General features: G+C 49.6%; 19 protein-coding genes. 8 read left to right on the top strand and 11 right to left on the bottom strand.

Features of this window, described 5'->3' with window-relative positions; translation table 11 throughout:
* The first annotated feature begins 228 nt into the window (after positions 1–228).
* Positions 229–1,170: a D-alanyl-D-alanine endopeptidase gene (gene pbpG, locus IX31_RS06720; protein ID WP_034456501.1), complete on the top strand. Its 942-nt coding sequence runs from the start codon at positions 229–231 to the stop codon at positions 1,168–1,170.
* A 52-nt stretch (positions 1,171–1,222) separates the two neighbouring features.
* Here pbpG and IX31_RS06715 read toward each other — a convergent pair whose 3' ends face one another.
* Both IX31_RS06715 and dld read right to left on the bottom strand, forming a co-directional pair.
* On the bottom strand, positions 1,223–1,774 hold the full coding sequence (locus IX31_RS06715; RefSeq protein ID WP_034456499.1) for a GNAT family N-acetyltransferase: 552 nt from the start codon (positions 1,772–1,774) through the stop codon (positions 1,223–1,225).
* Positions 1,775–1,892: 118 nt separating this feature from the next.
* Positions 1,893–3,617 (bottom strand): D-lactate dehydrogenase, encoded by a 1,725-nt coding sequence (gene dld, locus IX31_RS06710; RefSeq protein WP_034456497.1) that lies wholly within the window; start codon positions 3,615–3,617, stop codon positions 1,893–1,895.
* Positions 3,618–3,810: 193 nt separating this feature from the next.
* On the opposite strand from dld, the gene bglX reads away from it, so the two are divergent.
* The 5 genes from bglX to IX31_RS06685 all read left to right on the top strand — a co-directional run bounded on the left by bglX (position 3,811) and on the right by IX31_RS06685 (position 10,100).
* Positions 3,811–6,108: a beta-glucosidase BglX gene (gene bglX / locus IX31_RS06705; RefSeq protein WP_034457217.1), complete on the top strand. Its 2,298-nt coding sequence runs from the start codon at positions 3,811–3,813 to the stop codon at positions 6,106–6,108.
* 142 nt (positions 6,109–6,250) lie between these two features.
* Positions 6,251–7,162: a glycine betaine ABC transporter substrate-binding protein OsmF gene (osmF, locus tag IX31_RS06700; RefSeq protein WP_034456496.1), complete on the top strand. Its 912-nt coding sequence runs from the start codon at positions 6,251–6,253 to the stop codon at positions 7,160–7,162.
* Positions 7,163–7,271: 109 nt separating this feature from the next.
* A complete protein-coding gene (locus IX31_RS06695; protein WP_034456494.1) occupies positions 7,272–8,429 on the top strand; it encodes an ABC transporter permease in 1,158 nt (385 codons plus the stop codon).
* Positions 8,426–9,385: an ABC transporter ATP-binding protein gene (locus IX31_RS06690; protein ID WP_034456492.1), complete on the top strand. Its 960-nt coding sequence runs from the start codon at positions 8,426–8,428 to the stop codon at positions 9,383–9,385. The genes IX31_RS06695 and IX31_RS06690 overlap by 4 nt, the downstream gene beginning before the upstream one ends.
* Positions 9,369–10,100, top strand: coding sequence for an ABC transporter permease (locus tag IX31_RS06685; RefSeq protein WP_034456490.1), 732 nt, complete (start codon positions 9,369–9,371; stop codon positions 10,098–10,100). Before IX31_RS06690 ends, IX31_RS06685 begins: the two co-directional genes overlap by 17 nt.
* Here IX31_RS06685 and IX31_RS23580 read toward each other — a convergent pair.
* The 3 genes from IX31_RS23580 to IX31_RS06670 all read right to left on the bottom strand — a co-directional run bounded on the left by IX31_RS23580 (position 10,081) and on the right by IX31_RS06670 (position 12,742).
* On the bottom strand, positions 10,081–10,188 hold the full coding sequence (locus tag IX31_RS23580; protein ID WP_034456488.1) for a membrane protein: 108 nt from the start codon (positions 10,186–10,188) through the stop codon (positions 10,081–10,083). The genes IX31_RS06685 and IX31_RS23580 overlap by 20 nt on opposite strands.
* Positions 10,189–10,263: 75 nt before the next feature.
* On the bottom strand, positions 10,264–11,019 hold the full coding sequence (locus IX31_RS06675; RefSeq protein WP_034456486.1) for a MerR family transcriptional regulator: 756 nt from the start codon (positions 11,017–11,019) through the stop codon (positions 10,264–10,266).
* A 601-nt stretch (positions 11,020–11,620) separates the two neighbouring features.
* Entirely contained in the window at positions 11,621–12,742 is a 1,122-nt protein-coding gene (locus IX31_RS06670; protein ID WP_034456485.1) for a ribosomal protein uL16 3-hydroxylase, read from the bottom strand.
* A gap of 165 nt (positions 12,743–12,907) precedes the next feature.
* On the opposite strand from IX31_RS06670, the gene dinG reads away from it, so the two are divergent.
* Both dinG and ybiB read left to right on the top strand, forming a co-directional pair.
* Positions 12,908–15,067, top strand: coding sequence for an ATP-dependent DNA helicase DinG (dinG, locus tag IX31_RS06665; protein WP_034457215.1), 2,160 nt, complete (start codon positions 12,908–12,910; stop codon positions 15,065–15,067).
* Positions 15,068–15,081: 14 nt separating this feature from the next.
* On the top strand, positions 15,082–16,050 hold the full coding sequence (gene ybiB, locus IX31_RS06660) for a DNA-binding protein YbiB (RefSeq protein WP_034456484.1): 969 nt from the start codon (positions 15,082–15,084) through the stop codon (positions 16,048–16,050).
* 189 nt (positions 16,051–16,239) lie between these two features.
* Here ybiB and ybiJ read toward each other — a convergent pair whose 3' ends face one another.
* The 6 genes from ybiJ to IX31_RS06630 form a co-directional block, all read right to left on the bottom strand.
* A complete protein-coding gene (gene ybiJ, locus IX31_RS06655; protein ID WP_034456483.1) occupies positions 16,240–16,500 on the bottom strand; it encodes a DUF1471 family protein YbiJ in 261 nt (86 codons plus the stop codon).
* A gap of 323 nt (positions 16,501–16,823) precedes the next feature.
* Entirely contained in the window at positions 16,824–18,125 is a 1,302-nt protein-coding gene (locus tag IX31_RS06650; protein WP_034456482.1) for a TRAP transporter large permease, read from the bottom strand.
* Positions 18,125–18,622 carry a TRAP transporter small permease gene (locus IX31_RS06645; RefSeq protein WP_034456481.1) on the bottom strand — a complete coding sequence of 166 codons (498 nt, stop codon included), beginning with the start codon at positions 18,620–18,622 and terminating at the stop codon, positions 18,125–18,127. Before IX31_RS06645 ends, IX31_RS06650 begins: the two co-directional genes overlap by 1 nt.
* A gap of 81 nt (positions 18,623–18,703) precedes the next feature.
* Positions 18,704–19,690: a TRAP transporter substrate-binding protein gene (locus IX31_RS06640; RefSeq protein ID WP_034456480.1), complete on the bottom strand. Its 987-nt coding sequence runs from the start codon at positions 19,688–19,690 to the stop codon at positions 18,704–18,706.
* 363 nt (positions 19,691–20,053) lie between these two features.
* Positions 20,054–20,314 (bottom strand): DUF1471 family periplasmic protein McbA, encoded by a 261-nt coding sequence (mcbA, locus tag IX31_RS06635; RefSeq protein WP_034456479.1) that lies wholly within the window; start codon positions 20,312–20,314, stop codon positions 20,054–20,056.
* A 178-nt stretch (positions 20,315–20,492) separates the two neighbouring features.
* On the bottom strand, positions 20,493–21,116 hold the full coding sequence (locus tag IX31_RS06630) for a flavin reductase family protein (RefSeq protein ID WP_034456478.1): 624 nt from the start codon (positions 21,114–21,116) through the stop codon (positions 20,493–20,495).
* Positions 21,117–21,135 lie beyond the last annotated feature (19 nt).

The following is a 21,135-nucleotide window of genomic DNA, read 5'->3' as shown; positions in this document are numbered from 1 at the left end:
TTCAGGGGCGTCAGCGTATTATGCTGGCGCCTCATCTATTCATACGAATAGTGAATAGATTTGATGGGCCATTACATATATCTAATGGCTTTCCTGTTGCAGGAAGGTGGTAAAAAAGCGAAGCCCAATGAGCTTGGTCAACTAAGTGATTTTGGTGAGTGAAACTAGCCAACACACCTGCAATTTGAAAGACGAAGGGTATACCTGAATACTTACAGAAGTGTCACCATGTCGACAAAAATCCGTCTATCGTTGCTCAGCCTTGCGCTGATGATTGCCGTACCATTCGCTTCCCAGGCCGCGAATAAAACCACCGTACAACAGGTCAGTACCGGGCAAGAGATCGCCTCTGGCAGTGCCATGATCGTCGATCTGCAAACCAATAAAGTTCTCTATTCCAGCCATCCTGATCTGGTACGCCCGATTGCCTCAATTACCAAATTGATGACAGCAATGGTGGTGCTTGATGCGAAGTTACCGATGGATGAAGTACTGAGTGTCGATATTAGCCAAACGCCGGAAATGAAAGGAATTTATTCCCGCGTGCGCCTGAATAGTAAAATTGACCGTAAAGACATGATGCTATTAGCATTAATGTCTTCAGAAAACCGTGCGGCAGCGAGCCTTGCGCACCATTATCCTGGTGGCTATAACGCATTTATTCGCGCCATGAATGCTAAAGCGAAATCCCTCGGTATGACTCATACACGTTATGTTGAGCCGACAGGGCTTTCGATTCACAACGTTTCTACGGCACGTGACTTGTCTAAGCTGCTGATTGCCTCCAAGCAATATCCGATGCTCGGCCAGTTGAGCACCACCAAAGAAGATATGGCTACTTTCAGTAATCCGCCGTACACGCTGCCATTCCGTAATACCAACCATTTGGTTTACAACAATAAATGGAATATCCAGCTGACTAAAACCGGCTTTACTAACAATGCGGGACATTGTTTAGTGATGCGCACCATGATTAACAATCGCCCGGTGGCGCTGGTGGTACTGGATGCGTTCGGGAAATATACCCATTTTGCGGATGCAAACCGTCTGCGTTCTTTCCTGGAAACCGGCAAGGTGACCCCAGTTCCAGGCTCGGCATTAGCGTATAAAAAGCAAAAAGCTGCGCAGATGGCGAGTAATAGTACTCAGGGCAACGCGCTCGACGACTAATATTATTGAACAATCCCCTAAATTCGAGTTGCAGACTGGAGTTTGAAGGGGATTACGGCAGCGTCCAATCGCCTTCATTGAGCGGACGCTGCATAATTATCGTATCCCGCCACCCGCCAAGCTTAAACCCCACACTACGTAATTGACCGACCACTTCGAAACCGAGTTGACTGTGCAAGCGACATGAACCGGTATTGTTCTCGCCATCGCCAATGACCGCTACCATTTGCCTCCATGGCCCGTTTTCACAACGCTCTATAAGATGGCTTAACAGTTCGCGCCCAATACCTTGTCCGGTCATGCTGGCGTCGATATACACCGAATCCTCGATTGTGAAACGATACGCCGGGCGAGGGCGATAAACGGTTGCGTAGCAATAACCCACCACAATTCCGCTATACAGTGCGACCAGCCAGGGGAGTTCCTGCTTGCGTATGGCTTGTAAACGTTCTGCCATTTGGCTGAGCGTGGGAGGTGATTCCTCAAAAGATCCCCTGCCGTGCAGGACGTGCCATTCATAAATGGCAGTGATTGAGGGAATATCATCGCTTGTGGCATCACGAACCTGTATCCGAGCGGACGGCATTGTTTCAAGGACTGACATTTCTCGCTCCTGTACGTAAAAAATCAAAGTGGCGTGAGGTCACACCACTTGTTGCATTTTAATTTAGTACGAAAAATAAGCGAAAAATAGCCCGGGTTCTGGCAGTTGACAGTTCTACTTAATGGGGATCGTGGTGATGCGTATGGCTACAAGCCTGCTCTTCCCACCATTTGTGCTTCGTAGTTTTTCCAATCCCTGGGTTCATGCTATTAGTCGGGTCATTCGCCTTATAAAATTGTTTTAAGCTTTCTGGTGCTTCATACAAATGTCCGACATTATGTTCTGCCGGATATTGCGCCCCACGAGTACGCAATAATTCAAGCATTTGCTCTTTCAACGCATGGACATCAACCCCTTTCTTAACAATGTAATCCTGATGGAAAACATGGCACATAAAGTGGCCGTAATAGAGGCTGTGGCTGATTTGGCTGCTGATTTCTGGTGGTAATTGCTCGAACCACTGCTGGTCATTACGACGCAGGGCAATATCGAGCGCCAGAATATCCTCCACTTCGTTGGCATGTACGGCGTGATAACGCACTGCCGCACCGGCCGCTGCAAAACGGTGTAAAAAGGCTTTCGCCCCTTCGGTTGGTGTACAAACGAAAAAGCCACCTTCTGCCAGCTGGAAATAGCTCTCAAGCCAGTTACGGGCCTCACTAATCCCTTCGCCAGACATTTTCAACAGCAGATGGTGTTCGTATTTACCACGCCATTCTTTCATACGTGGTGGTAAGTGGCCTGGGCTCCAGCCGCTCAGGCGTTGTAATACGCGATCGGTGAAGTGGGGTTTTACAAACGGGACTTTTTCAATCCACGCATCGGTACGGCCTTTCAGGGTAAAGAACAGCGGCATTTTATCGGTGCCGAGTTTGTCGATCATCATGAAGGTGTCTTTGCCATACACTTCGGCAATATCGTAAATATCGCGGTGCATGTATTCGCCCGCCACCGGCAGGTTTTCAAAATTCGCCAGGATATGGCGGCGGATTTCGGTAAGCACTTCCGGTTTATTGGTGCCGATGTAGAACACTTCGTTTTGTTTTTCTGCCACAAAAGTGTCGAGGCGCACGGCGAATACCGCAAGCTTTCCGGCGCAGCCAGAGGCTTCAAACAGGCGGCTTGGGTCGGCGTTAAAGCGCGATGGGGTATCAGCATCTACATCACGTACACGCTCAGCGTAATCCTTATCGGAGGCCTGACGCTGGTCATGGAGCACATTTTCAGGTTTCACGCGCTCGTCATCGAGCTTGCCAAGGATCTGTTCCGGCGTCACACCCAGATCGATACCCAGATGGTTCACCAACGTTAATTTTCCTTGCTCATCAATGCGGGCGTATAGCGCCATTTCGGTATATGCCGGGCCACGTTTGACCAGAGAACCACCGGAATTATTACAAATCCCACCAATCACCGATGCGCCAATGCACGATGAGCCAATCACCGAATGAGGCTCACGACCCAATGGTTTTAGGGCTTTTTCCAGTTGATACAGGGTGCTTCCAGGGAAGGCCAACACCTGTTTTCCGCCATCTAACAGCTGCAATTTATCCAGACGTAGGGTGCTGATAATGACAATTTCACGGTCGTAATCGTTGCCATTTGGCGTTGAGCCTTCCGTCAGACCGGTATTTGCGGCCTGCATCAGAATAATTTTGTCGGTGCTGACGCATGCGCTCAAAACACGCCATAACTCTAGTAACGTCCCGGGGAAAACGACCGCTAGCGCATCGCCCTGGCCGGAACGAAAACCTTTACGGTAACGCGCGGTTTTAGCCGCATCGGTTAAGACATGTTGGCTGCCAACCAGACGGTTTAGTTCAGTAATAAATGGGTTAGACATTGATCCACTCCTTGGGAAAATAGTGACGTCTTCAAGCATAGCTCGCAAATTGGTAATGAATCGTCTGAAACGCTCGGAAAATCAGCATTTAACACCGAGGCGACTCTTCTTACAGCAGTAACCTTGTGGCACACTGCACGTCTTATCACTTCGTGCGGCCCTATGTGGCGGCTTGAGCAAGAGAGTAATGTCGATGAAATGGCTCTGTTCTGTAAGTATTGCAGTTAGCCTTGCGCTGCAACCCGCGCTGGCTAACGAAATGTTTGGCCCTCACCCGTTAACACCGGAAGCGCGTGACGCATTCGTCACTGATTTGCTGAAGAAAATGACCACCGATGAGAAAATCGGCCAGTTGCGCTTAATCAGTGTTGGACCAGATAACCCGAAAGAAGCCATTCGCGAGATGATCAAGGATGGGCAAGTCGGGGCGATATTCAATACCGTGACTCGTCATGACATTCGTACTATGCAAGACCAGGTGATGGATCTTAGCCGCCTGAAAATTCCATTATTCTTTGCTTACGATGTGGTCCACGGTCAACGTACGGTGTTCCCAATCAGCCTCGGTTTAGCCTCTTCGTTCAATCTGGACGCCGTGAAAACGGTGGGCCGCGTGTCTGCTTATGAAGCAGCAGACGATGGCCTGAACATGACATGGGCACCTATGGTGGATGTGTCGCGCGATCCACGTTGGGGCCGCGTCTCCGAAGGTTTTGGTGAGGATACTTATTTAACGTCAATTATGGGTCGTACCATGGTTGAAGCGATGCAGGGTAAAAGCCCGGCAGACCGTTACTCAGTCATGACCAGCGTGAAGCATTTCGCGGCATATGGCGCAGTGGAAGGCGGCAAAGAGTACAACACCGTTGATATGAGCCCGCAGCGCTTGTTCAACGATTATATGCCGCCATACAAAGCCGCACTGGATGCTGGCAGCGGTGGTGTGATGGTGGCACTCAACTCCCTTAACGGCACTCCGGCATCTTCCGACTCGTGGCTGCTTAAAGATCTTCTACGTGATGAGTGGAAATTTAAAGGCATTACCATTTCAGACCACGGCGCCATTAAAGAGCTGATTAAACACGGTGTGGCGAGCGATCCGAAAGATGCGGTGCGCGTAGCATTGAACTCTGGCATCAACATGAGTATGAGCGATGAGTACTACAGCAAATATTTACCTGAGCTGGTGAAAAGTGGTGCGGTACCCATGGCTGAACTCGATGATGCCGCGCGCCATGTGCTCAACGTGAAATACGATATGGGCTTGTTTAATGACCCGTACAGCCACTTAGGGCCGAAAGAATCCGACCCGCAAGATACCAACGCTGAAAGCCGTCTGCACCGTAAAGAAGCTCGCGAAGTGGCACGTGAAAGCATGGTGTTGCTGAAAAACCGCCTCGATGTATTGCCACTGAAAAAATCTGGCACTATCGCCGTGGTTGGCCCGCTGGCTGATAGCAAACGTGACATGATGGGGAGTTGGTCAGCTGCTGGTGTAGCCGATCAAACCATCACCGTACTTCAGGGCATCAAAAGTGCTGTAGGTGACAAAGCCAAAATCGTGGTTGCCAAAGGTGCTAACGTCACTGATGAAAAAGGCATCGTTGATTTCCTCAACCAGTACGAGCCAGCCGTTACGGTTGATACCCGTTCTGCACAGGCGATGATCGATGAAGCGGTTAATACTGCGAAATCTGCTGATGTTGTTGTTGCTGTTGTTGGTGAAGCGCAGGGCATGGCGCACGAAGCCTCAAGCCGTACCGATCTGGTGCTGCCACAAAGTCAGCGTGATTTAATTGCTGCGTTGAAAGCGACCGGTAAACCGTTGGTGCTGGTGCTGATGAATGGCCGTCCACTGGCGCTGGTCAAAGAAGAGCAACAGGCTGATGCGCTGCTGGAAGCCTGGTATAGCGGCACTGAAGGCGGTAATGCGGTGGCCGACATCCTGTTTGGCGATTACAACCCGTCAGGCAAATTGCCGATGTCCTTCCCACGTTCTGTTGGGCAGATTCCAACGTACTACAGCCACCTGAACACTGGCCGCCCGTACAACCCGGAAAAACCAAACAAATATACATCTCGCTACTTTGATGAAGCCAACGGCCCACTGTATCCGTTCGGTTACGGTCTGAGTTACACCACCTTTACCGTGTCTGACGTGAAAATGTCTGCACCAACTATGAAAGCAGACGGCAAAGTTGAGGCTTCTGTTGAGGTGAAAAACAGCGGTGATCGCGAAGGTGAAACGGTGGTGCAGATGTATTTGCAGGATGTCACCGCATCGATGAGCCGCCCGGTCAAGGAGCTGAAAGGCTTTAAGAAAGTCTCACTCAAACCTGGTGAAGCGCAGACTGTGACTTTCCCGATTGACGTAGAAGCATTGAAATTCTGGAATGCACAGATGAAACATGTTGCCGAGCCTGGCAAGTTTAATGTGTTTATTGGCCTGGATTCCGCTCGCGTGAAGCAGGGTGAGTTTGAGCTGAAGTAATTCTCTGGTCACACCTCCCATAAAGAGCCGGTTTTCCGGCTCTTTTTTTATTCTGCCCACCTCGTTCCACCAACCTGCCAATTCTCGACTAAACTTTTGCGACTCCATGATTTTTAAGCAAAGAAAAACAGTGAGGAAGCACATGAACGTATCAGCGCGTTGGAGCATGGCGGGGTTAGTCTTGCTGGCCGCAGGAGCACAAGCTGCGGAACCGGTGAAAGTGGGTTCAAAAATTGATACCGAAGGCTCACTGCTCGGCAATATCATTTTGCAGGTACTGGACAGCCAAGGCGTCAAAACCGTGAATAAAGTGCAGCTAGGCACTACGCCGGTTGTCCGTGGGGCGATTACTGCGGGTGAGCTGGATATTTACCCGGAATATACCGGTAACGGGGCATTTTTCTTTAAAGATGAAAAAGATGCAGCCTGGAAAAACGCCCAGCAGGGTTATGAGAAAGTCAAAAAGCTCGATGCTGAAAAAAATCATCTGGTGTGGCTAACGCCTGCGCCGGCCAACAATACCTGGACCATCGCGGTGCGCAAAGATCTGGCCGAAAAAAACAAACTCACCTCGCTTGATGATCTCAGCGCTTATTTGAAAAAAGGCGGTGAATTCAAACTTGCGGCTTCCGCTGAATTTATCGAACGATCCGATGCGCTTCCGGCCTTTGAAAAAGCGTATGGTTTTAAACTCGAACAGCCACAGTTGCTGTCTCTAGCCGGTGGTGATACCGCTGTTACGATCAAAGCTGCTGCTCAGCAAACCTCAGGTGTGAATGCGGCAATGGCCTATGGCACAGACGGCCCGGTGGCAGCACTGGGTTTGCAAACGTTAAGCGACCCGAAAGGCGTGCAGCCGATTTATGCTCCAACGCCGGTGGTGCGTGAAAGTGTGCTCAAGGCTTATCCTCAAATGGGCGAGTGGTTAAAACCGGTGTTTGCCTCCCTTGATGAGAAAACCCTGCAGCAGCTTAATGCCAGCATTGCAGTTGAAGGTCTGGATGCTAAAAAAGTGGCTGCTGATTACCTGAAGCAAAAAGGCTTCGTGAAGTAGGTCGCTGATCTTCTGGTGGATGCCGCGTACGCTAATCCACACTAAAGGTTGAAGTAGGTCGGATAAGCGCAGGCGTCATCCGGCAAGACAACAATTACAGGATGTCTGTTTGCTCAAAATTCACAATCGCGTCCTGTTACTGCTGGTGGTTTTACTGGTGGTAGCAGGCGCAGTTTTGCCATTTATCAACTTTGCACCCAACCGCCTGGTTTCCGGGGAGTCTATCGCGCTTAGCCGGCTTCCTGAACATGTTGGTCTGATTCTCTCTCTTCCAGTACTTATTCTGGCGTGCCTGACTCTGGCACCTTCCCGGCGACTGTCATTGATACTGACGTTTATTACGGGCGAGCTGTTGTTTATCGCCATGTTGTGGATGATGGGGCACACCGCTTCACAATTCGCTGCGCAAGGGAGCACGCTTGCGCGAACGTCTCCTGGTAGCGGATTATGGCTATCTTTAACTCTGTGCCTGCTACTTTGTGCCGATACCATCAACCGCCTGACACCCAATGCGCTCTGGCGTTTACTGCTCAATATGCAGGTCTGGCTCATACCGATAGCTCTGCTGTGGAGCGGCTTTTTTTCCGACCTTTCACTGCTTAAAGAGTATGCCAACCGGCAGGATGTGTTTGATGACGCGTTGACTCGCCATCTTGCTTTGCTGCTGGGCACGTTGTTCCCAGCGCTGTTAATCGGTGTGCCGTTGGGCGTGTTTTGCTATTCCCGTCCGGCCTGGCAGTCTTCGGTGTTCTCGGTGCTCAATGTCATTCAAACTGTGCCCTCGGTGGCACTGTTCGGGCTATTAATTGCGCCTCTGGCGGGACTGGTGAAGTTAGTTCCGTGGCTCGGCTCGCTAGGAGTAAGCGGGATTGGTGTGGCTCCGGCACTCATCGCGCTGGTGTTATACGCTTTGCTGCCATTGGTGCGCGGTGTTGTCGCAGGTTTGCAGCACGTTCCACGCAATATTATTGAAAGTGCCGAGGGTATGGGGATGTCGCGCTGGCAGATTTTCTGGCAGGCCGAAGTGCCGCTTGCATTGCCAGTCTTGCTACGCAGTCTACGCGTAGTTTGCGTGCAAACCATTGGTATGACGGTGATTGCAGCTTTGATTGGTGCTGGTGGCTTTGGGGCGATTATCTTCCAGGGCTTACTCAGTAGTGCGTTGGATTTAGTCTTGCTCGGTGTGATCCCGGTTATTGCACTGGCAGTTATTCTCGACGCGCTTTTTAAACTGTTTATCTCATTACTTGAGGAAAAACAGCCATGATCGAATTTGAAAATGTCAGCAAGTTCTTCCAGGGTGAAGCCGCTGTAAGTGACTTGACGCTTAACATCAAGGAAGGCGAATTTACGGTACTGATTGGCACTTCCGGTTCCGGGAAATCCACCACGCTGAAAATGATTAACCGCCTGGTAGAACATGATACCGGGCGCATTCGCTTCGCCGGAGAAGAGATCCGCAATTTTGACCCTAAAGCGCTACGCCGCCGTATGGGGTACGCGATTCAATCTATTGGGTTGTTCCCTCACTGGAGCGTTGCGCAGAACATTGCCACCGTTCCGCAACTGCTCAAATGGCCGAAAGCACGTATCAGTTCGCGTATTGACGAATTGCTTGCTTTGCTCGGTCTGGAAGCTGAGCAATTTCGTGACCGTTACCCACATCAACTTTCAGGCGGACAACAACAACGTGTGGGAGTCGCGCGGGCGCTGGCGGCCGACCCGGAAGTGCTACTGATGGATGAACCGTTTGGGGCGTTAGACCCGGTAACACGCGGCGCGCTTCAGCAAGAGATTATTCGCATCCACCAACTGCTTGGACGCACCATTGTGCTGGTTACGCATGATATCGACGAAGCACTGACGCTTGCTGACCGCATTGTGTTAATGGATGGGGGAAAGGTGATTCAGCAAGGTACGCCGCTGGAGTTGTTAACTCACCCGGCGACAGATTTTGTACGCGACTTCTTTGGTCGCAGCGAGTCAGGTGTGCGCTTGTTATCGTTGCGCCAGGTTGCAGATCGCGTACGAACACAGGAACGTTTAGAGGGCGAACCGATCAGTGAAACGATCACTCTGCGTGAGGCACTATCGCTGTTTGTTGACCGCCAGTGCCAACAGTTGCCGGTAGTAAATCAGCAAGGCGAACCCTGTGGCGTACTGCATTTTAGTGATTTAGTGCGCGGTGAAGAGCTACGAGGTGAAAATGCGCCTGTTACGTGATCCGTTACTGTGGTTGATTGCTCTCTTTATCGCACTGCTGGTGGTGATGCCATACAGTAGCTCATTGTTCAGTTGGCTGTTTCCAGAGCTGGAAAGGCCGCTTTATCAACAAGATAGTTTTATTGCGCTGGCGTTAAAGCACTTCATGCTGGTTGGGGTTTCAAGCGTAGTGGCGATTGTTATTGGTATGGGGCTTGGCATTGCAGTGACGCGGCCTGCGGGGCTGGAGTTTCGATCGCTGGTTGAAACCATCGCCGCCGCCGGGCAAACATTTCCGCCCGTAGCGGTATTGGCGATAGCCGTGCCGGTGATGGGGTTTGGCCAGCAGCCTGCGATTATCGCCCTGGTGCTATACGGCTTGCTACCTATTTTACAAGGAACACTGGCTGGAATTGGTTCAGTGCCGGAAGCAACTAAAGAGATTGCGTTGGGCGCCGGGATGAGCCGCTGGCAGATGTTGAGAAAAGTTGAGTTGCCACTGGCAGCACCGGTGATTCTGGCAGGGATTCGCACTTCGGTGATTATTAATATCGGGACTGCGGCGATTGCATCAACCGTTGGTGCCAGCACTTTAGGCTCGCCGATAATCATTGGCTTGAGCGGTTTTAACACCGCCTATGTGATTCAGGGGGCTGTGCTGGTCGCGATGGCGGCAATTGTTATTGACCGCCTGTTTGAACGTCTTTTGCGCTACATCACGCGTTATGAAGGATGACGATATAACCCATCAGCATCACGCCGCCAATTCCGCCGATAGCCATTACCAGCATGCCGCCCACCAAGGCTATTTTACTTAGTTTCATCTTTATGTCCGCTCCATACGTTACGCAGGCGATTATAAGATGAAGCGGGCTTGTTAATGAACTATTAACTTTGCCTTATGCGTGTTCGGTCGACTGCCCGTTGCTCATCAGTGGGAAAATTTGCAGTCCTGCACAGCGCCAAAGCTCCAGTTGGTCGAGCTGATGGGTGGTCGGTGTGTCGCCACACCACACCAGCAATGTCTGATGAGCAAAAAGCTCAGGTCGCAGTTGATGGAGCGGATGGGCCAGAACATCAATACGCCAACCTTGCTGGATTGCCATCCATGCAGCCATCCACAAGCGCGTGGTATCCGGCGTGTCCCAACCCACCAGTAACGCATCTTTTCCGCTGCGTTTACGCGCCGAGGCGAGGCACAGCGCAATGTAGTTGATCAGCGCGCCGTCCAGTAGGCTAAGCAGGGTGTTCAATGTGACTTGATGGCATTGCAGGCGGCGGCGAAGGGGAGTGTAAAGCTGGTGAACGAGGGTTTCTGCGGGATAATCACGGCCAATGTCAGCCATCCAGGTACGTAATCGGTTCGGGCTGCCGCTTTGCAAATGGTGGAGCAGCAGTTCCTGGCGCTCACGCCAGCCGCTTTCCAGATCCTGAAGCTCGCAGCCCAATAAGGCTTTCACCTTGCCGACCTGAACACCGTTTTCAATCCAGCGTTTGATTTCACGGATACGTTCGATGTCATCATCGTCAAACAAGCGATGCCCGCCATCCGTGCGCTGAGGTTTTAATAACCCATAACGTCGTTGCCAGGCACGCAACGTCACGGGGTTAATATCGCAAAGCACAGCCACTTCACCGATGGTATAAAGCGCCATGTTATCCCCACAATCTGCTCGGGAAGCCCCCGTATAAATGTAGTCAGTGGCGATAATTTTGGTGAACTATTTATACCCTTCATACTTCAAGCTGCATCTTTGTTGGCTGCGTTCACTCGCCCGAATCACTTACTGATGTAAGCTCATCGGGACTCGTTTTCTTGCCGCCGCGATGCAACTCGAATTATTTTGGGTATATACCCTTCATACTTCAAACCGCATCTTTGCTGACTGCGTTCACTTGCCCGAATCACTTACTGATGTAAGCTCATCGGGACTCGTTTTCTTGCCGCCGCGATGCAACTCGAATTATTTTGGGTATATACCCTTCATACTTCAAACCGCATCTTTGCTGACTGCGTTCACTTGCCCGAATCACTTACTGATGTAAGCTCATCGGGACTCGTTTTCTTGCCGCCTTGATGCAACTCGAATTATTTTGGGCATATACCCTTCATACTTCAAGCCGCATCTTTGCTGACTGCGTTCACTCGCCCGAATCACTTACTGATGTAAGCTCATCGGGACTCGTTTTCTTGCCGCCGCGATGCAACTCGAATTATCTAAGCTATAGATCTGTCGTTAAGACATTGGATCAGAATTAGTCGTCGAAATACCAGTAGCCCTGATTAACCAGCTCAGTCAGTACGTTAACAAATTCCGGGTTCTCTAACGCGTCGCCCAGTTCTGTTTGACCAAGGGTGGTGTAACGGCACAATGCGTCCGCTGCTGCCGGAACAGGCGCTTCCATTGCTTCGCTATTGACGAAGAACTCACCGTCAACATTCAGCACGCGTAAACCGCTCAGACGTGTCAGGTTTTCGCCACCCATTAACGCATCAAGGATTTCATCTTGCTGATATGGCGGCTCTGCGGGGGCGACATCCAGTTCGTGGCGCGGTGTGGTAACAAAGCGGCCGAACCACTGCTTGAAATCTTCCGGCTGGCTGATGACTTCCATCATCATGTCACGCAGGCGATTAAGTTCGTAGCCTTCAACTTTGCCAGGATGTTTGCGAACGGTTAAGTCAGGATCGCTGTAGTGCTCGCCACCCAGATCGTTTTCCAACGCGTAATCAGCAAAACTACTGATCAAATCACGGCCATTTGGCCCACGGAAACCGACGGAGTAGTTGAGTGCAGTTTCGTGAGTGAAGCCATCATGTGGGAAGCCCGGTGGAATATACAGAATATCGCCACGTTCCAGGTCTTGATCAATGATTGGCTCGAACGGATCAACATGCAACAACGCAGGATGTGGGCAGAACTGGCGCATTGGCAGTTTGTCACCCACGCGCCAGCGACGGCTACCCATTCCCTGAATAATAAACACATCGTATTGATCGATATGGGGTCCAACACCGCCGCCAGGTACGGAGAAAGAGATCATCAGATCGTCTAAACGCCAGTCTGGCAATACGCGGAACGGGCGCACCAGTTCAGCAGAGGGTGCATGCCAGTGGTTAACGGCTTGCGCCAGCAATGACCAACCAGTATCACCGAGGTTGTCAAAATGCTCGAAAGGACCGTTGGCGGCCTGCCATTGACCATTAGTATGGCTGACCAGTCGGCTATCCACCTCTGCTTCCATGGCAAGACCGGCTAATTCATCCGGAGTAATCGGATCGACAAAATCAGGAAACGCATTTTTTAAGATGACCGGCTTTTTTTGCCAGTATTTTTCTAAGAATTCAGGCCAGTCTAAATTAAGTTGATAATCCATTTTTTGATACCAGTGGAGGATAAACGGGCTCGATTATAGAGAAGGTACGCCGCAGGCCGCCTTGTCATGAGTCAAGGCTTGCTCACAGTGGTTGCGAAAAAACAATACAGCCTGGCTTTAAAAAGTGGGACAATAGTGGCTGTTTATACAGTAAAAGTGGTTTTTATGGCCTTGTCCTCCGCTCAAAAAGAGCAAATCGCCGCCTGGTATAAGGCGCTACAGCAGCAGATCCCAGACTTTATTCCGCGCTCTCCGCAACGGCAAATGATTGCCGAAGTGGCGAAAACGCTCGCGGGTGAAGCGGGGCGTCATCTGGCGATTGAGGCTCCAACAGGCGTGGGAAAAACGCTTTCATACCTGATCCCCGGTATCGCTATTGCACGCGGCGAGCAAAAAACGCTGGTAGTCAGCACCGCGAACGTTGCTCTTCAGGATCAAATCTTCAGCAAAGATTTGCCGCTGTTGCGCAAAATTATTCCCGACCTGAGATTTACCGCAGCATTTGGTCGTGGGCGTTACGTTTGCCCGCGCAACCTTGCAGCCCTTGCGACGGACAATGCCTCTCAGGGCGATCTGCTGGCATTTCTCGAAGATGAAATGGCGCCAACCAGCAAAGATGAACAGCAGCGTTGCGTAAAACTGAAGACCGATCTAGATGCCTACAAATGGGATGGGTTACGTGACCACACTTCGCAAAATATTGATGATGATCTCTGGCGACGCCTGAGCACTGATAAAGCAAGCTGCCTGGGGCGTAATTGTCACTGGTATCGTGAATGTCCGTTCTTTGTGGCGCGACGTGAAATAGACGATGCTGAAGTGGTGGTCGCCAACCACGCTCTGGTCATGGCCGCGATGGAAAGTGACGCGGTTCTACCGGAAGCAAAAAACCTGTTGCTGATTTTAGATGAAGGCCACCATCTGCCGGATGTGGCTCGCGATGCGCTGGAAATGAGCGCCGAGGTCACCCCCGGTTACAGCCGCTTGCAGTTTGATCTGTTCACCAAACTGGTCGAAACCTGCATGGCTCAGTTCCGCCCGAAAAGCCCGCCACCACTGACGAATCCTGAACGCCTGACCAATCATTGCGATGAAATTCATGAACTGCTGAGTTCGTTTAGCAACATCGTTTCGTTGTGGTTACCCGGCGAGCATGAAGCTGAACATCGCTTTGAAATGGGCATTCTGCCCGAAGAAATCATGGTGATTTGCAAGCGACTGGCGAAGCTGATGGAAGGATTGCGCAGTCTGTCTGAGGCCTTGCTTAACGATCTCGGTGAAAAAACCGGAACACACGATATTGTACGTTTGCACCGCTCACTTTTGCACATGAACCGTGCGTTAGGCTATTTCGAAACGCAGAGCAAACTGTGGCGGCTTTCAGCAATGGAGCAGGCATCGGGAGCGCCTGTGTCGAAATGGGTGACGCGTGAAATCCGCGAAGGGCAGCCGCATCTGTATTTCCATTGTGTGGGAATTCGTGTGTGCGATCAGTTAGAAAAACTGGTCTGGCGCAACGTTCCGCATGTGATTGTGACTTCCGCAACGTTGCGCTCGCTGAATAAATTCGACCGTCTGCAAGAGATGAGTGGGTTGGATGAAGATGCGGGTGACAGATTTATTGCGCTGGACTCGCCATTTAACCATGTCGAGCAAGGGAAACTGGTGATTCCGCAGTTAACGGTTGAGCCGACCATGGAAAACGAAGCTCGACATCTGGCTGAAATGGCGGCATTTTTCCGTGCTGAACTGGCAAAAGGTGAGCATAAAGGCATGCTGGTGCTATTTGCCAGCAACCGTGCAATGCAGGTATTCCTGACGCATGTCACCGATTTGCGCCTGACATTACTGGTGCAAGGGGATATGCCACGTTACAGGCTGGTGGAGCTGCACCGTAAACGCGTTGAGCAGGGCGAAACCAGCGTGCTGGTTGGTTTACAATCTTTTGCTGAAGGGCTTGATTTAAAAGGTGATTTACTCAGTCAGGTACATATCCATAAAATCGCTTTCCCGCCTATCGACAGCCCTGTGGTGCTGACTGAGGGTGAATGGTTAAAAACCCTGAAACGCTATCCTTTTGAAGTGCAGAGCTTACCCAGTGCATCATTTAATCTTATTCAACAAGTTGGGCGTTTAATTCGTAGTCATGGCTGTTATGGTGAGGTCGTGATTTATGACCGCCGCCTGTTGACCAAAAATTATGGTCAACGTTTACTGGGTGCGTTACCGGTGTTTCCAATCAGCCAACCCGAGGCGCCAGCAGCTAAACTGATTGATACCACGCCGAAAAAGACGGTACGGCGCAAACGTGTGAGCAAGAAATAGAAAGGAGAATCTGAGTGGATTACCGTAAGATCATTAAAGAAGTCGGGCGCGGTAAGAACCATGCTCGCGATCTGGATTTTGACACCGCTCGTGGCTTATATGCCCACATGCTCAGAGGTGAAGTACCAGAACTGGAGTTGGGTGGGGTACTGATTGCATTGCGAATCAAAGGGGAAGGCGAGGCGGAAATGCTCGGTTTCTATGACGCGATGAAGCACCACATGATTTCTCTTACGCCTCCAGCCAACAAACCGATGCCAATTGTTATCCCCTCTTACAATGGTGCTCGCAAACAAGCGAACCTCACGCCATTGCTAGCTATCTTGCTTAATCGCCTTGGATTTCCGGTGGTCGTGCATGGGGTTAGTCACGATCCAACGCGTGTATTAACGGAAACCATTTTTACACTGATGGGCATTGAACCAACGTTACATGCGGGTCAGGCGCAAGCCAAACTGGAATCCCATCACCCGGTTTATATTCCTGTCAGTGCGCTTTGCCCTCCGATGGAAGATCAGCTCGCAATGCGCTGGCGTATGGGGGTTCGTAACAGCGCGCATACACTTGCCAAACTGGCGACCCCATTTGAAGAAGATGCCGCATTGCGTCTTGCCAGTGTTTCCCATCCTGAATATGTCCCGAAAGTCGCAAAATTCTTTGCCGATATTGGCGGCCGTGGCTTGCTGATGCATGGAACCGAAGGGGAAGTGTACGCGAACCCGCAACGTTGCCCGCAGATTACACATATCGACAGCTTCGGCTCGCGTGTAGTGAGTGAGCGCCAGACGGAAGTCAGCGACGAGGAAGTGGTTCTGCCTGTTGGAAAAGATCCGGAAGTGACCGCCCGCTGGATTGAGCGTTGCGTTGCAGGTGTTGAACCCGTACCGCAGTCATTAAAAACACAGATGGCATGTTGTCTTGTCGCAACAGGTGAAGCTTTGACATATGAGGAAGGTTTAGCCCGCGTTAATCAGGTCTTCTGATTAACGGCAATTTGACGGAAAAATGACAAAAAAAGCCCGCGATAAATGGTCGCGGGCAACAAGGGTTATAACAGAGTCAAACAGGGTGGAGCAGAGCTCCAAAATGAGGGTGTATCAGGTATTGCTCGGGCTACACAAAATAATTCAAGTTGCAATCAATGCGTCTGCAACTTGAAGTATGACGTGTAACTACTTGTAGATAACCGCAGTGCCGCTCATCTTGCCGTTAGTGTTAGCTGAAGTGATGGAATACGCACTTGCACCAGCTTCTTGTGCTTTTGCAGCCAGTTTGGCTTCCAGTCCATCCAGAGTTGTTGCACCAACCGCTGAAACCACACCCACTTTATTTAAGTTCTGAGCTTCAGATGGGTTGATGGATTGTGCAGCGAAAGCACCGAAAGAAAGAGTAGAAAGGGCGATGGCTGCTACAGCATATTTGATGGTTTTCATAATTAATTCTCGCAGGTTATTCTGTTTAAGGTGACGTTGTTCCGTCGATGTGATTATGGTCACACTTTTAAGCAGAATAATAAATCGAATAGAATTGACCACCTTATTCAAAATTTTTGAAGCTAATGTAACTCATTGAAATGAGTGATGATTAGCGTGCGAATTATCATCCGTATTTTTGTGACACAGATCCCGCTTCGCTTTTCGCATCTTTTGCTACTTTTTTTCATAAGATAGAACAGGTCTGGCCTGCAATCGCTTGCGCGTTCTTTTTACGAATGAAGAAATAAAAAACGGCCCGAAAGCCGTTTTTTATTTAGGGTTTACATTAATCCCAGAAGTTTAGGAATAAACAGGGAAATTTCCGGGATGTAGGTAATCATCATTAATGAGACGAATAGGGCTGCGTAGAAGGGTAACAGTGGTTTGATAAGGTTCTGAATTTTAACTCCAGTGATGGAGCAGCCAACAAACAGCGCACTACCCACCGGCGGCGTCAACAGGCCGACACAAAGGTTTGCCACCATCATGATACCGAAATGAACCGGGTCCATACCCAACTCCTGGGCAATCGGCAGGAAGATTGGTGTGAAAATCAATACCGCGGGAGTCATGTCCATAAAGATGCCGACAATCAGCAGGACGATGTTGATAAGCAGCAGAATAATCAGTGGATTATCTGAAATGCCCATTAACGTGTCGCTAATCATGTACGGAATATCGGCGTTGGTCATTGCCCAGGACATGCCAACGGAAAAGCCAATCAGTAACAGTACAATTGATGTCGTGACGACGGAATCAAGGATGAGTTTTGGTAAGTCGCGCCATTTCACTTCACGGTAAATAAGAACCGAAAGCACAAAGGTGTAAACCACAGCGATTGCCGATGCTTCTGTTGCAGTAAATACCCCGCCCAGAATCCCACCCATGACGATAATCACCAGCAATAAACTTGGCAGCGCATCAAGAAACGCTTTTGCCGCCATCGCGCAGGTAGGGCGTGCTGATACAGGGTAACCGCGTCGTTTGGAAATAATCCAGCAGACCAGCATGATCGACAGGCCCATTAATATGCCAGGCAAATAACCGGCCATAAACAGCGAAGCGACCGATACGCCACCTGCAGTGAGTGAAAAAACGATCAGAACGTTAGACGGTGGGATCAGTAGCCCGGTAATGCAGGATGACACGTTAACCGCAGTCGAGAATGCCGGATCGTAACCCTCTTTGTTTTGAATTGGCGAAAGCGTGCCGCCAACGGCAGCAGCTGCTGCAACAGCTGAACCGGAAATAGAACCAAACATCATGTTTGCCAGTACGTTAACGTGGCCCAATGAACCCGGAATACGACCAACCATAATCTGCGCCAGATTAATTAAGCGTATAGCTATTCCCCCGCTGTTCATCAGGGTTCCGGCAAAGATAAAGAATGGAATGGCCAGCAACGCGAAGTTATCCAGTCCGTTCGCCAGACGCTGGGAAACGGTGATGATAGCGACATCCCATGGGAACATGATTAGCATTGAGCTGACAGTGGCAATCCCAATTGCAAATGAGATAGGAACCCCGATAAACACCAGAACGAAGAAGGCGCCAAATAAGGTGAGGGCGATATACGTTTCCATTATTGACCCTCTTTGCTGATTAATGACTGAGCGTCAGTCAGGATAAAATAGAGTGAATAAAACATCATGATTGCTCCACTTAACGGCAGCACGATATAGACATATCCCATCGGGATTTGTAGTGCCGCAGAGAGCTGTGCAGTGGCTAATGTTTTTTCAATAAGCTTCAACCCTCCATTGACGATAACCATCCCTGAAAACAGAAGAATCAATGCATTGATGAGAATGCCAAGCAGTGGCTTTTTGTTGTCCGGCAACATCATGGCAAGGAAATCAATCGAAAGGTGACGTTGTGCACCTACCGTATATGATGCGCCCAATAGACCGACCCATATCATCAGAAAACGCGCCAGTTCATCTGTGAGTGTGCTGGGTTGGTTGAGTACATAGCGGCTGAAAACTTGCCACACCACGCACAGAACCAGAGCGATCATCACCAACACCGAAAAAGTGGCAATAGTCCGGTCTACCGCAAGCTTTATGGGCTTAAGTATCATGTTTACATACCTGAGAAAATTAACTGTTCCTGAGCGGGTGAAATTGCTTCACCCGCAGATACCTACTCTACAACGCCAAAATCATGGAGCAGCGTTTTCGAATTTAGCCAGCAAAGCTGCCTGTTTTGGATCTTTAGCGAAGTCGTCATAAAGCGGTTTTACTGCAGCACGGAATGGAGCTTTATCAACGCTCACGATAGTTGCACCCATTGCTTTTGCCTGGGCACGCGAATCGGCATCGACTTTTTCCCACAGTTTCTGCTGGTAGGCTTCGGAGTTTTTCGCGGCGCTAATCAAGATTTGTTGCTGCTCGGGCGAGAGTTTGGCCCAGGTTTTAGTCGAGATAACAAGGAAGTCAGGAATGGAGGTGTGTTCATCTTCAGAGAACACTTTGGCAATTTCAATATGACGAGTCTGAACCCATGACGGTACGTTATTTTCTGCGCCATCTACCACGCCTTGCTGCATGGCGGTATAGACTTCACCAAATGAAATAGGTGTTGGCGAGCCGCCCATCAGTTCAACCATTTTGAGTGTAGTGGGGCTTGCCTGGACACGAATTTTAAGCCCTTTTAAATCTTCAGGTTTGGTAATAGGTTTTTTTGCATAGAAACTACGAGTGCCTGCAACATAAGCGGAAATAGCAAAGAAACCTTTATCTTTTGTTGAATCCATAATTTCTTTACCTACTTCACCAAATACCACGCGATTAAAATGGGCCTGGTCTTTAAATAAGTAAGGTAAATTATAAATAGCGTAAGTATTGTCGAAAGATTCTAAATCACTGGCAGAACCTTTGGTCATATCCAGTGCGCCATTTTGCAAAAGTTCCAGGGTTTCTCTGGCACTTCCCATCTGGCTGCTCGGATAAATACGAATACGCATATTACCGTCGGAAAGTTGTTGTACCTCTTTGGCAAGTTCTTCAAAAGCCTGGTGTACCACATGGCTGCGTTCCAGGTTGTGAGCCAGTTTTAAGGTTATCTTATCTGCAGCATTTGCGCCTGTAGCACACAGTATGATGAGTGAAGCGCAAAGTAATTGGCGAGGTAGAGTGAAAAGGTTCATGGATTTTGCTCCCTGCAAAATGTTAAGAAACGAGTAGAGTCAAATATTGCTGTATAACAGCTTATGATATTTGTCCGATAACCATAATGTTCCTACCTCACATTTTTTATTTAACCGGGGCGGCTTTATTGTTTTTTGTGTCCTCGCTCACTTTATTTTTTTTATTTTAGAAGTGATTTCAATTTCACAAGCGAATTTACATGATTATTAGAGGTGGAAATGGAAGGAATAATCGATTGAATAGCTCGGAATTACTACGTTTATTAATTGTGGAAATAATTACAATTTATAAGAAATAATAAAATAACGGTCTCCAAAAAGGAAACCGTTATCATTGATACCCCGGGAGTCAACCTGTTGGGGCTATTTATAAATAGTTGCGCTACCAAACATCTTGTTTTGGCCGCTAGCTGAGTTAACAACAAAGCCTTTTGCCCCTTCTTCTTTCGCTTTTTCTCCAAGCTTGGTTTGTAGATCGTCAAGATTGCTTGCACCGGTGACAGTGACTGTTCCTGCGGGGCGGAGTTGACCGGTGTTTCCCGCAGACAATTCCTGGGCTGCCATGGTTGCGAATGGTAATGCCGCAAGGGTGACAACCGCAGAAAAATACAGAAATTTTTTCATAATCACATCCTCATCGCTTTTGGGGGCCGATTAAAAAACCATCAGCACTAAAAGTGTAGGTGTTATGTGATAAACAATAGCCGCAAAAAACTGATGGACTTGTGCTTATTTTTTGAACGACAAAACTTGACGAAATACTTACAGATCAGTGAGATACAGGCTTATGATTTTGCTGATTTTATCGTGCGTCAGGGCGAATCATATCGAAGCGGTAAGTCTCATCTATCGTGTAATAAGCTGATGGCCCGCCCGCTCGCAGTACCGGTTTTGCCAGCGCCGTCTGGTAAATGCCATCTTTTAGCAGTGATTCATCAATATGAACCGCGACCACTTCACCTAGCACCAGCCAGGTATCAATCGCCGTACCGTCGGCAGCCGTGAGCTGAATGCACTGCGACAAACGGCATTCAAAGTTGACCGGGCTTTCCGCAACGAGGCTTGCTTTGACTTTACGCCCTGTAACGGCGGTTAACCCTGCGCGGAGAAACTCATCCTCACCGTGAGGTATTGAGGCTGAAGTTTCATTCATCTGTTCAGCCAGTTCACGGGTGGTGAGATTCCAGACGAACTCTTTAGTCTCAACAATGTTGCGTACGCTGTCTTTCCAGCCGCTACTGGCGAAACCGATAATCGGTGGGCGATAATTAAAACAGTTAAAGAAACTGTAGGGTGCCAGATTGCGTACGCCCTGCTGGTTATATGAAGCAATCCAGCCGATAGGGCGTGGGCCGATAATGGCGTTAAGCGGATCATGTGGCAAACCGTGCCCATCGGCAGGTTCGTAGTAATAGCGTTTAGACATAGCGCACCTTATGTTGATT

The organism is Buttiauxella noackiae (assembly GCF_000737905.1).
Classification (GTDB): Bacteria; Pseudomonadota; Gammaproteobacteria; order Enterobacterales; family Enterobacteriaceae; genus Buttiauxella; species Buttiauxella noackiae.
This window is presented reverse-complemented; position numbering and strand designations above follow the sequence as displayed.

What these genes read in the sequence shown, in the direction of transcription:
- osmF (WP_034456496.1), top strand. Translation starts at nt 6,251, where the DNA reads ATGAACGTATCAGCGCGTTGGAGCATGGCGGGGTTAGTCTTGCTGGCC.
- dld (WP_034456497.1), bottom strand. Translation starts at nt 3,617, where the DNA reads ATGTCTAACCCATTTATTACTGAACTAAACCGTCTGGTTGGCAGCCAA.
- IX31_RS06645 (WP_034456481.1), bottom strand. Translation starts at nt 18,622, where the DNA reads ATGATACTTAAGCCCATAAAGCTTGCGGTAGACCGGACTATTGCCACT.
- IX31_RS06650 (WP_034456482.1), bottom strand. Translation starts at nt 18,125, where the DNA reads ATGGAAACGTATATCGCCCTCACCTTATTTGGCGCCTTCTTCGTTCTG.
- IX31_RS23580 (WP_034456488.1), bottom strand. Translation starts at nt 10,188, where the DNA reads ATGAAACTAAGTAAAATAGCCTTGGTGGGCGGCATGCTGGTAATGGCT.
- IX31_RS06640 (WP_034456480.1), bottom strand. Translation starts at nt 19,690, where the DNA reads ATGAACCTTTTCACTCTACCTCGCCAATTACTTTGCGCTTCACTCATC.
- bglX (WP_034457217.1), top strand. Translation starts at nt 3,811, where the DNA reads ATGAAATGGCTCTGTTCTGTAAGTATTGCAGTTAGCCTTGCGCTGCAA.
- ybiJ (WP_034456483.1), bottom strand. Translation starts at nt 16,500, where the DNA reads ATGAAAACCATCAAATATGCTGTAGCAGCCATCGCCCTTTCTACTCTT.
- IX31_RS06685 (WP_034456490.1), top strand. Translation starts at nt 9,369, where the DNA reads ATGCGCCTGTTACGTGATCCGTTACTGTGGTTGATTGCTCTCTTTATC.
- IX31_RS06690 (WP_034456492.1), top strand. Translation starts at nt 8,426, where the DNA reads ATGATCGAATTTGAAAATGTCAGCAAGTTCTTCCAGGGTGAAGCCGCT.
- IX31_RS06715 (WP_034456499.1), bottom strand. Translation starts at nt 1,774, where the DNA reads ATGTCAGTCCTTGAAACAATGCCGTCCGCTCGGATACAGGTTCGTGAT.
- IX31_RS06670 (WP_034456485.1), bottom strand. Translation starts at nt 12,742, where the DNA reads ATGGATTATCAACTTAATTTAGACTGGCCTGAATTCTTAGAAAAATAC.
- mcbA (WP_034456479.1), bottom strand. Translation starts at nt 20,314, where the DNA reads ATGAAAAAATTTCTGTATTTTTCTGCGGTTGTCACCCTTGCGGCATTA.
- IX31_RS06675 (WP_034456486.1), bottom strand. Translation starts at nt 11,019, where the DNA reads ATGGCGCTTTATACCATCGGTGAAGTGGCTGTGCTTTGCGATATTAAC.
- IX31_RS06630 (WP_034456478.1), bottom strand. Translation starts at nt 21,116, where the DNA reads ATGTCTAAACGCTATTACTACGAACCTGCCGATGGGCACGGTTTGCCA.
- dinG (WP_034457215.1), top strand. Translation starts at nt 12,908, where the DNA reads ATGGCCTTGTCCTCCGCTCAAAAAGAGCAAATCGCCGCCTGGTATAAG.
- pbpG (WP_034456501.1), top strand. Translation starts at nt 229, where the DNA reads ATGTCGACAAAAATCCGTCTATCGTTGCTCAGCCTTGCGCTGATGATT.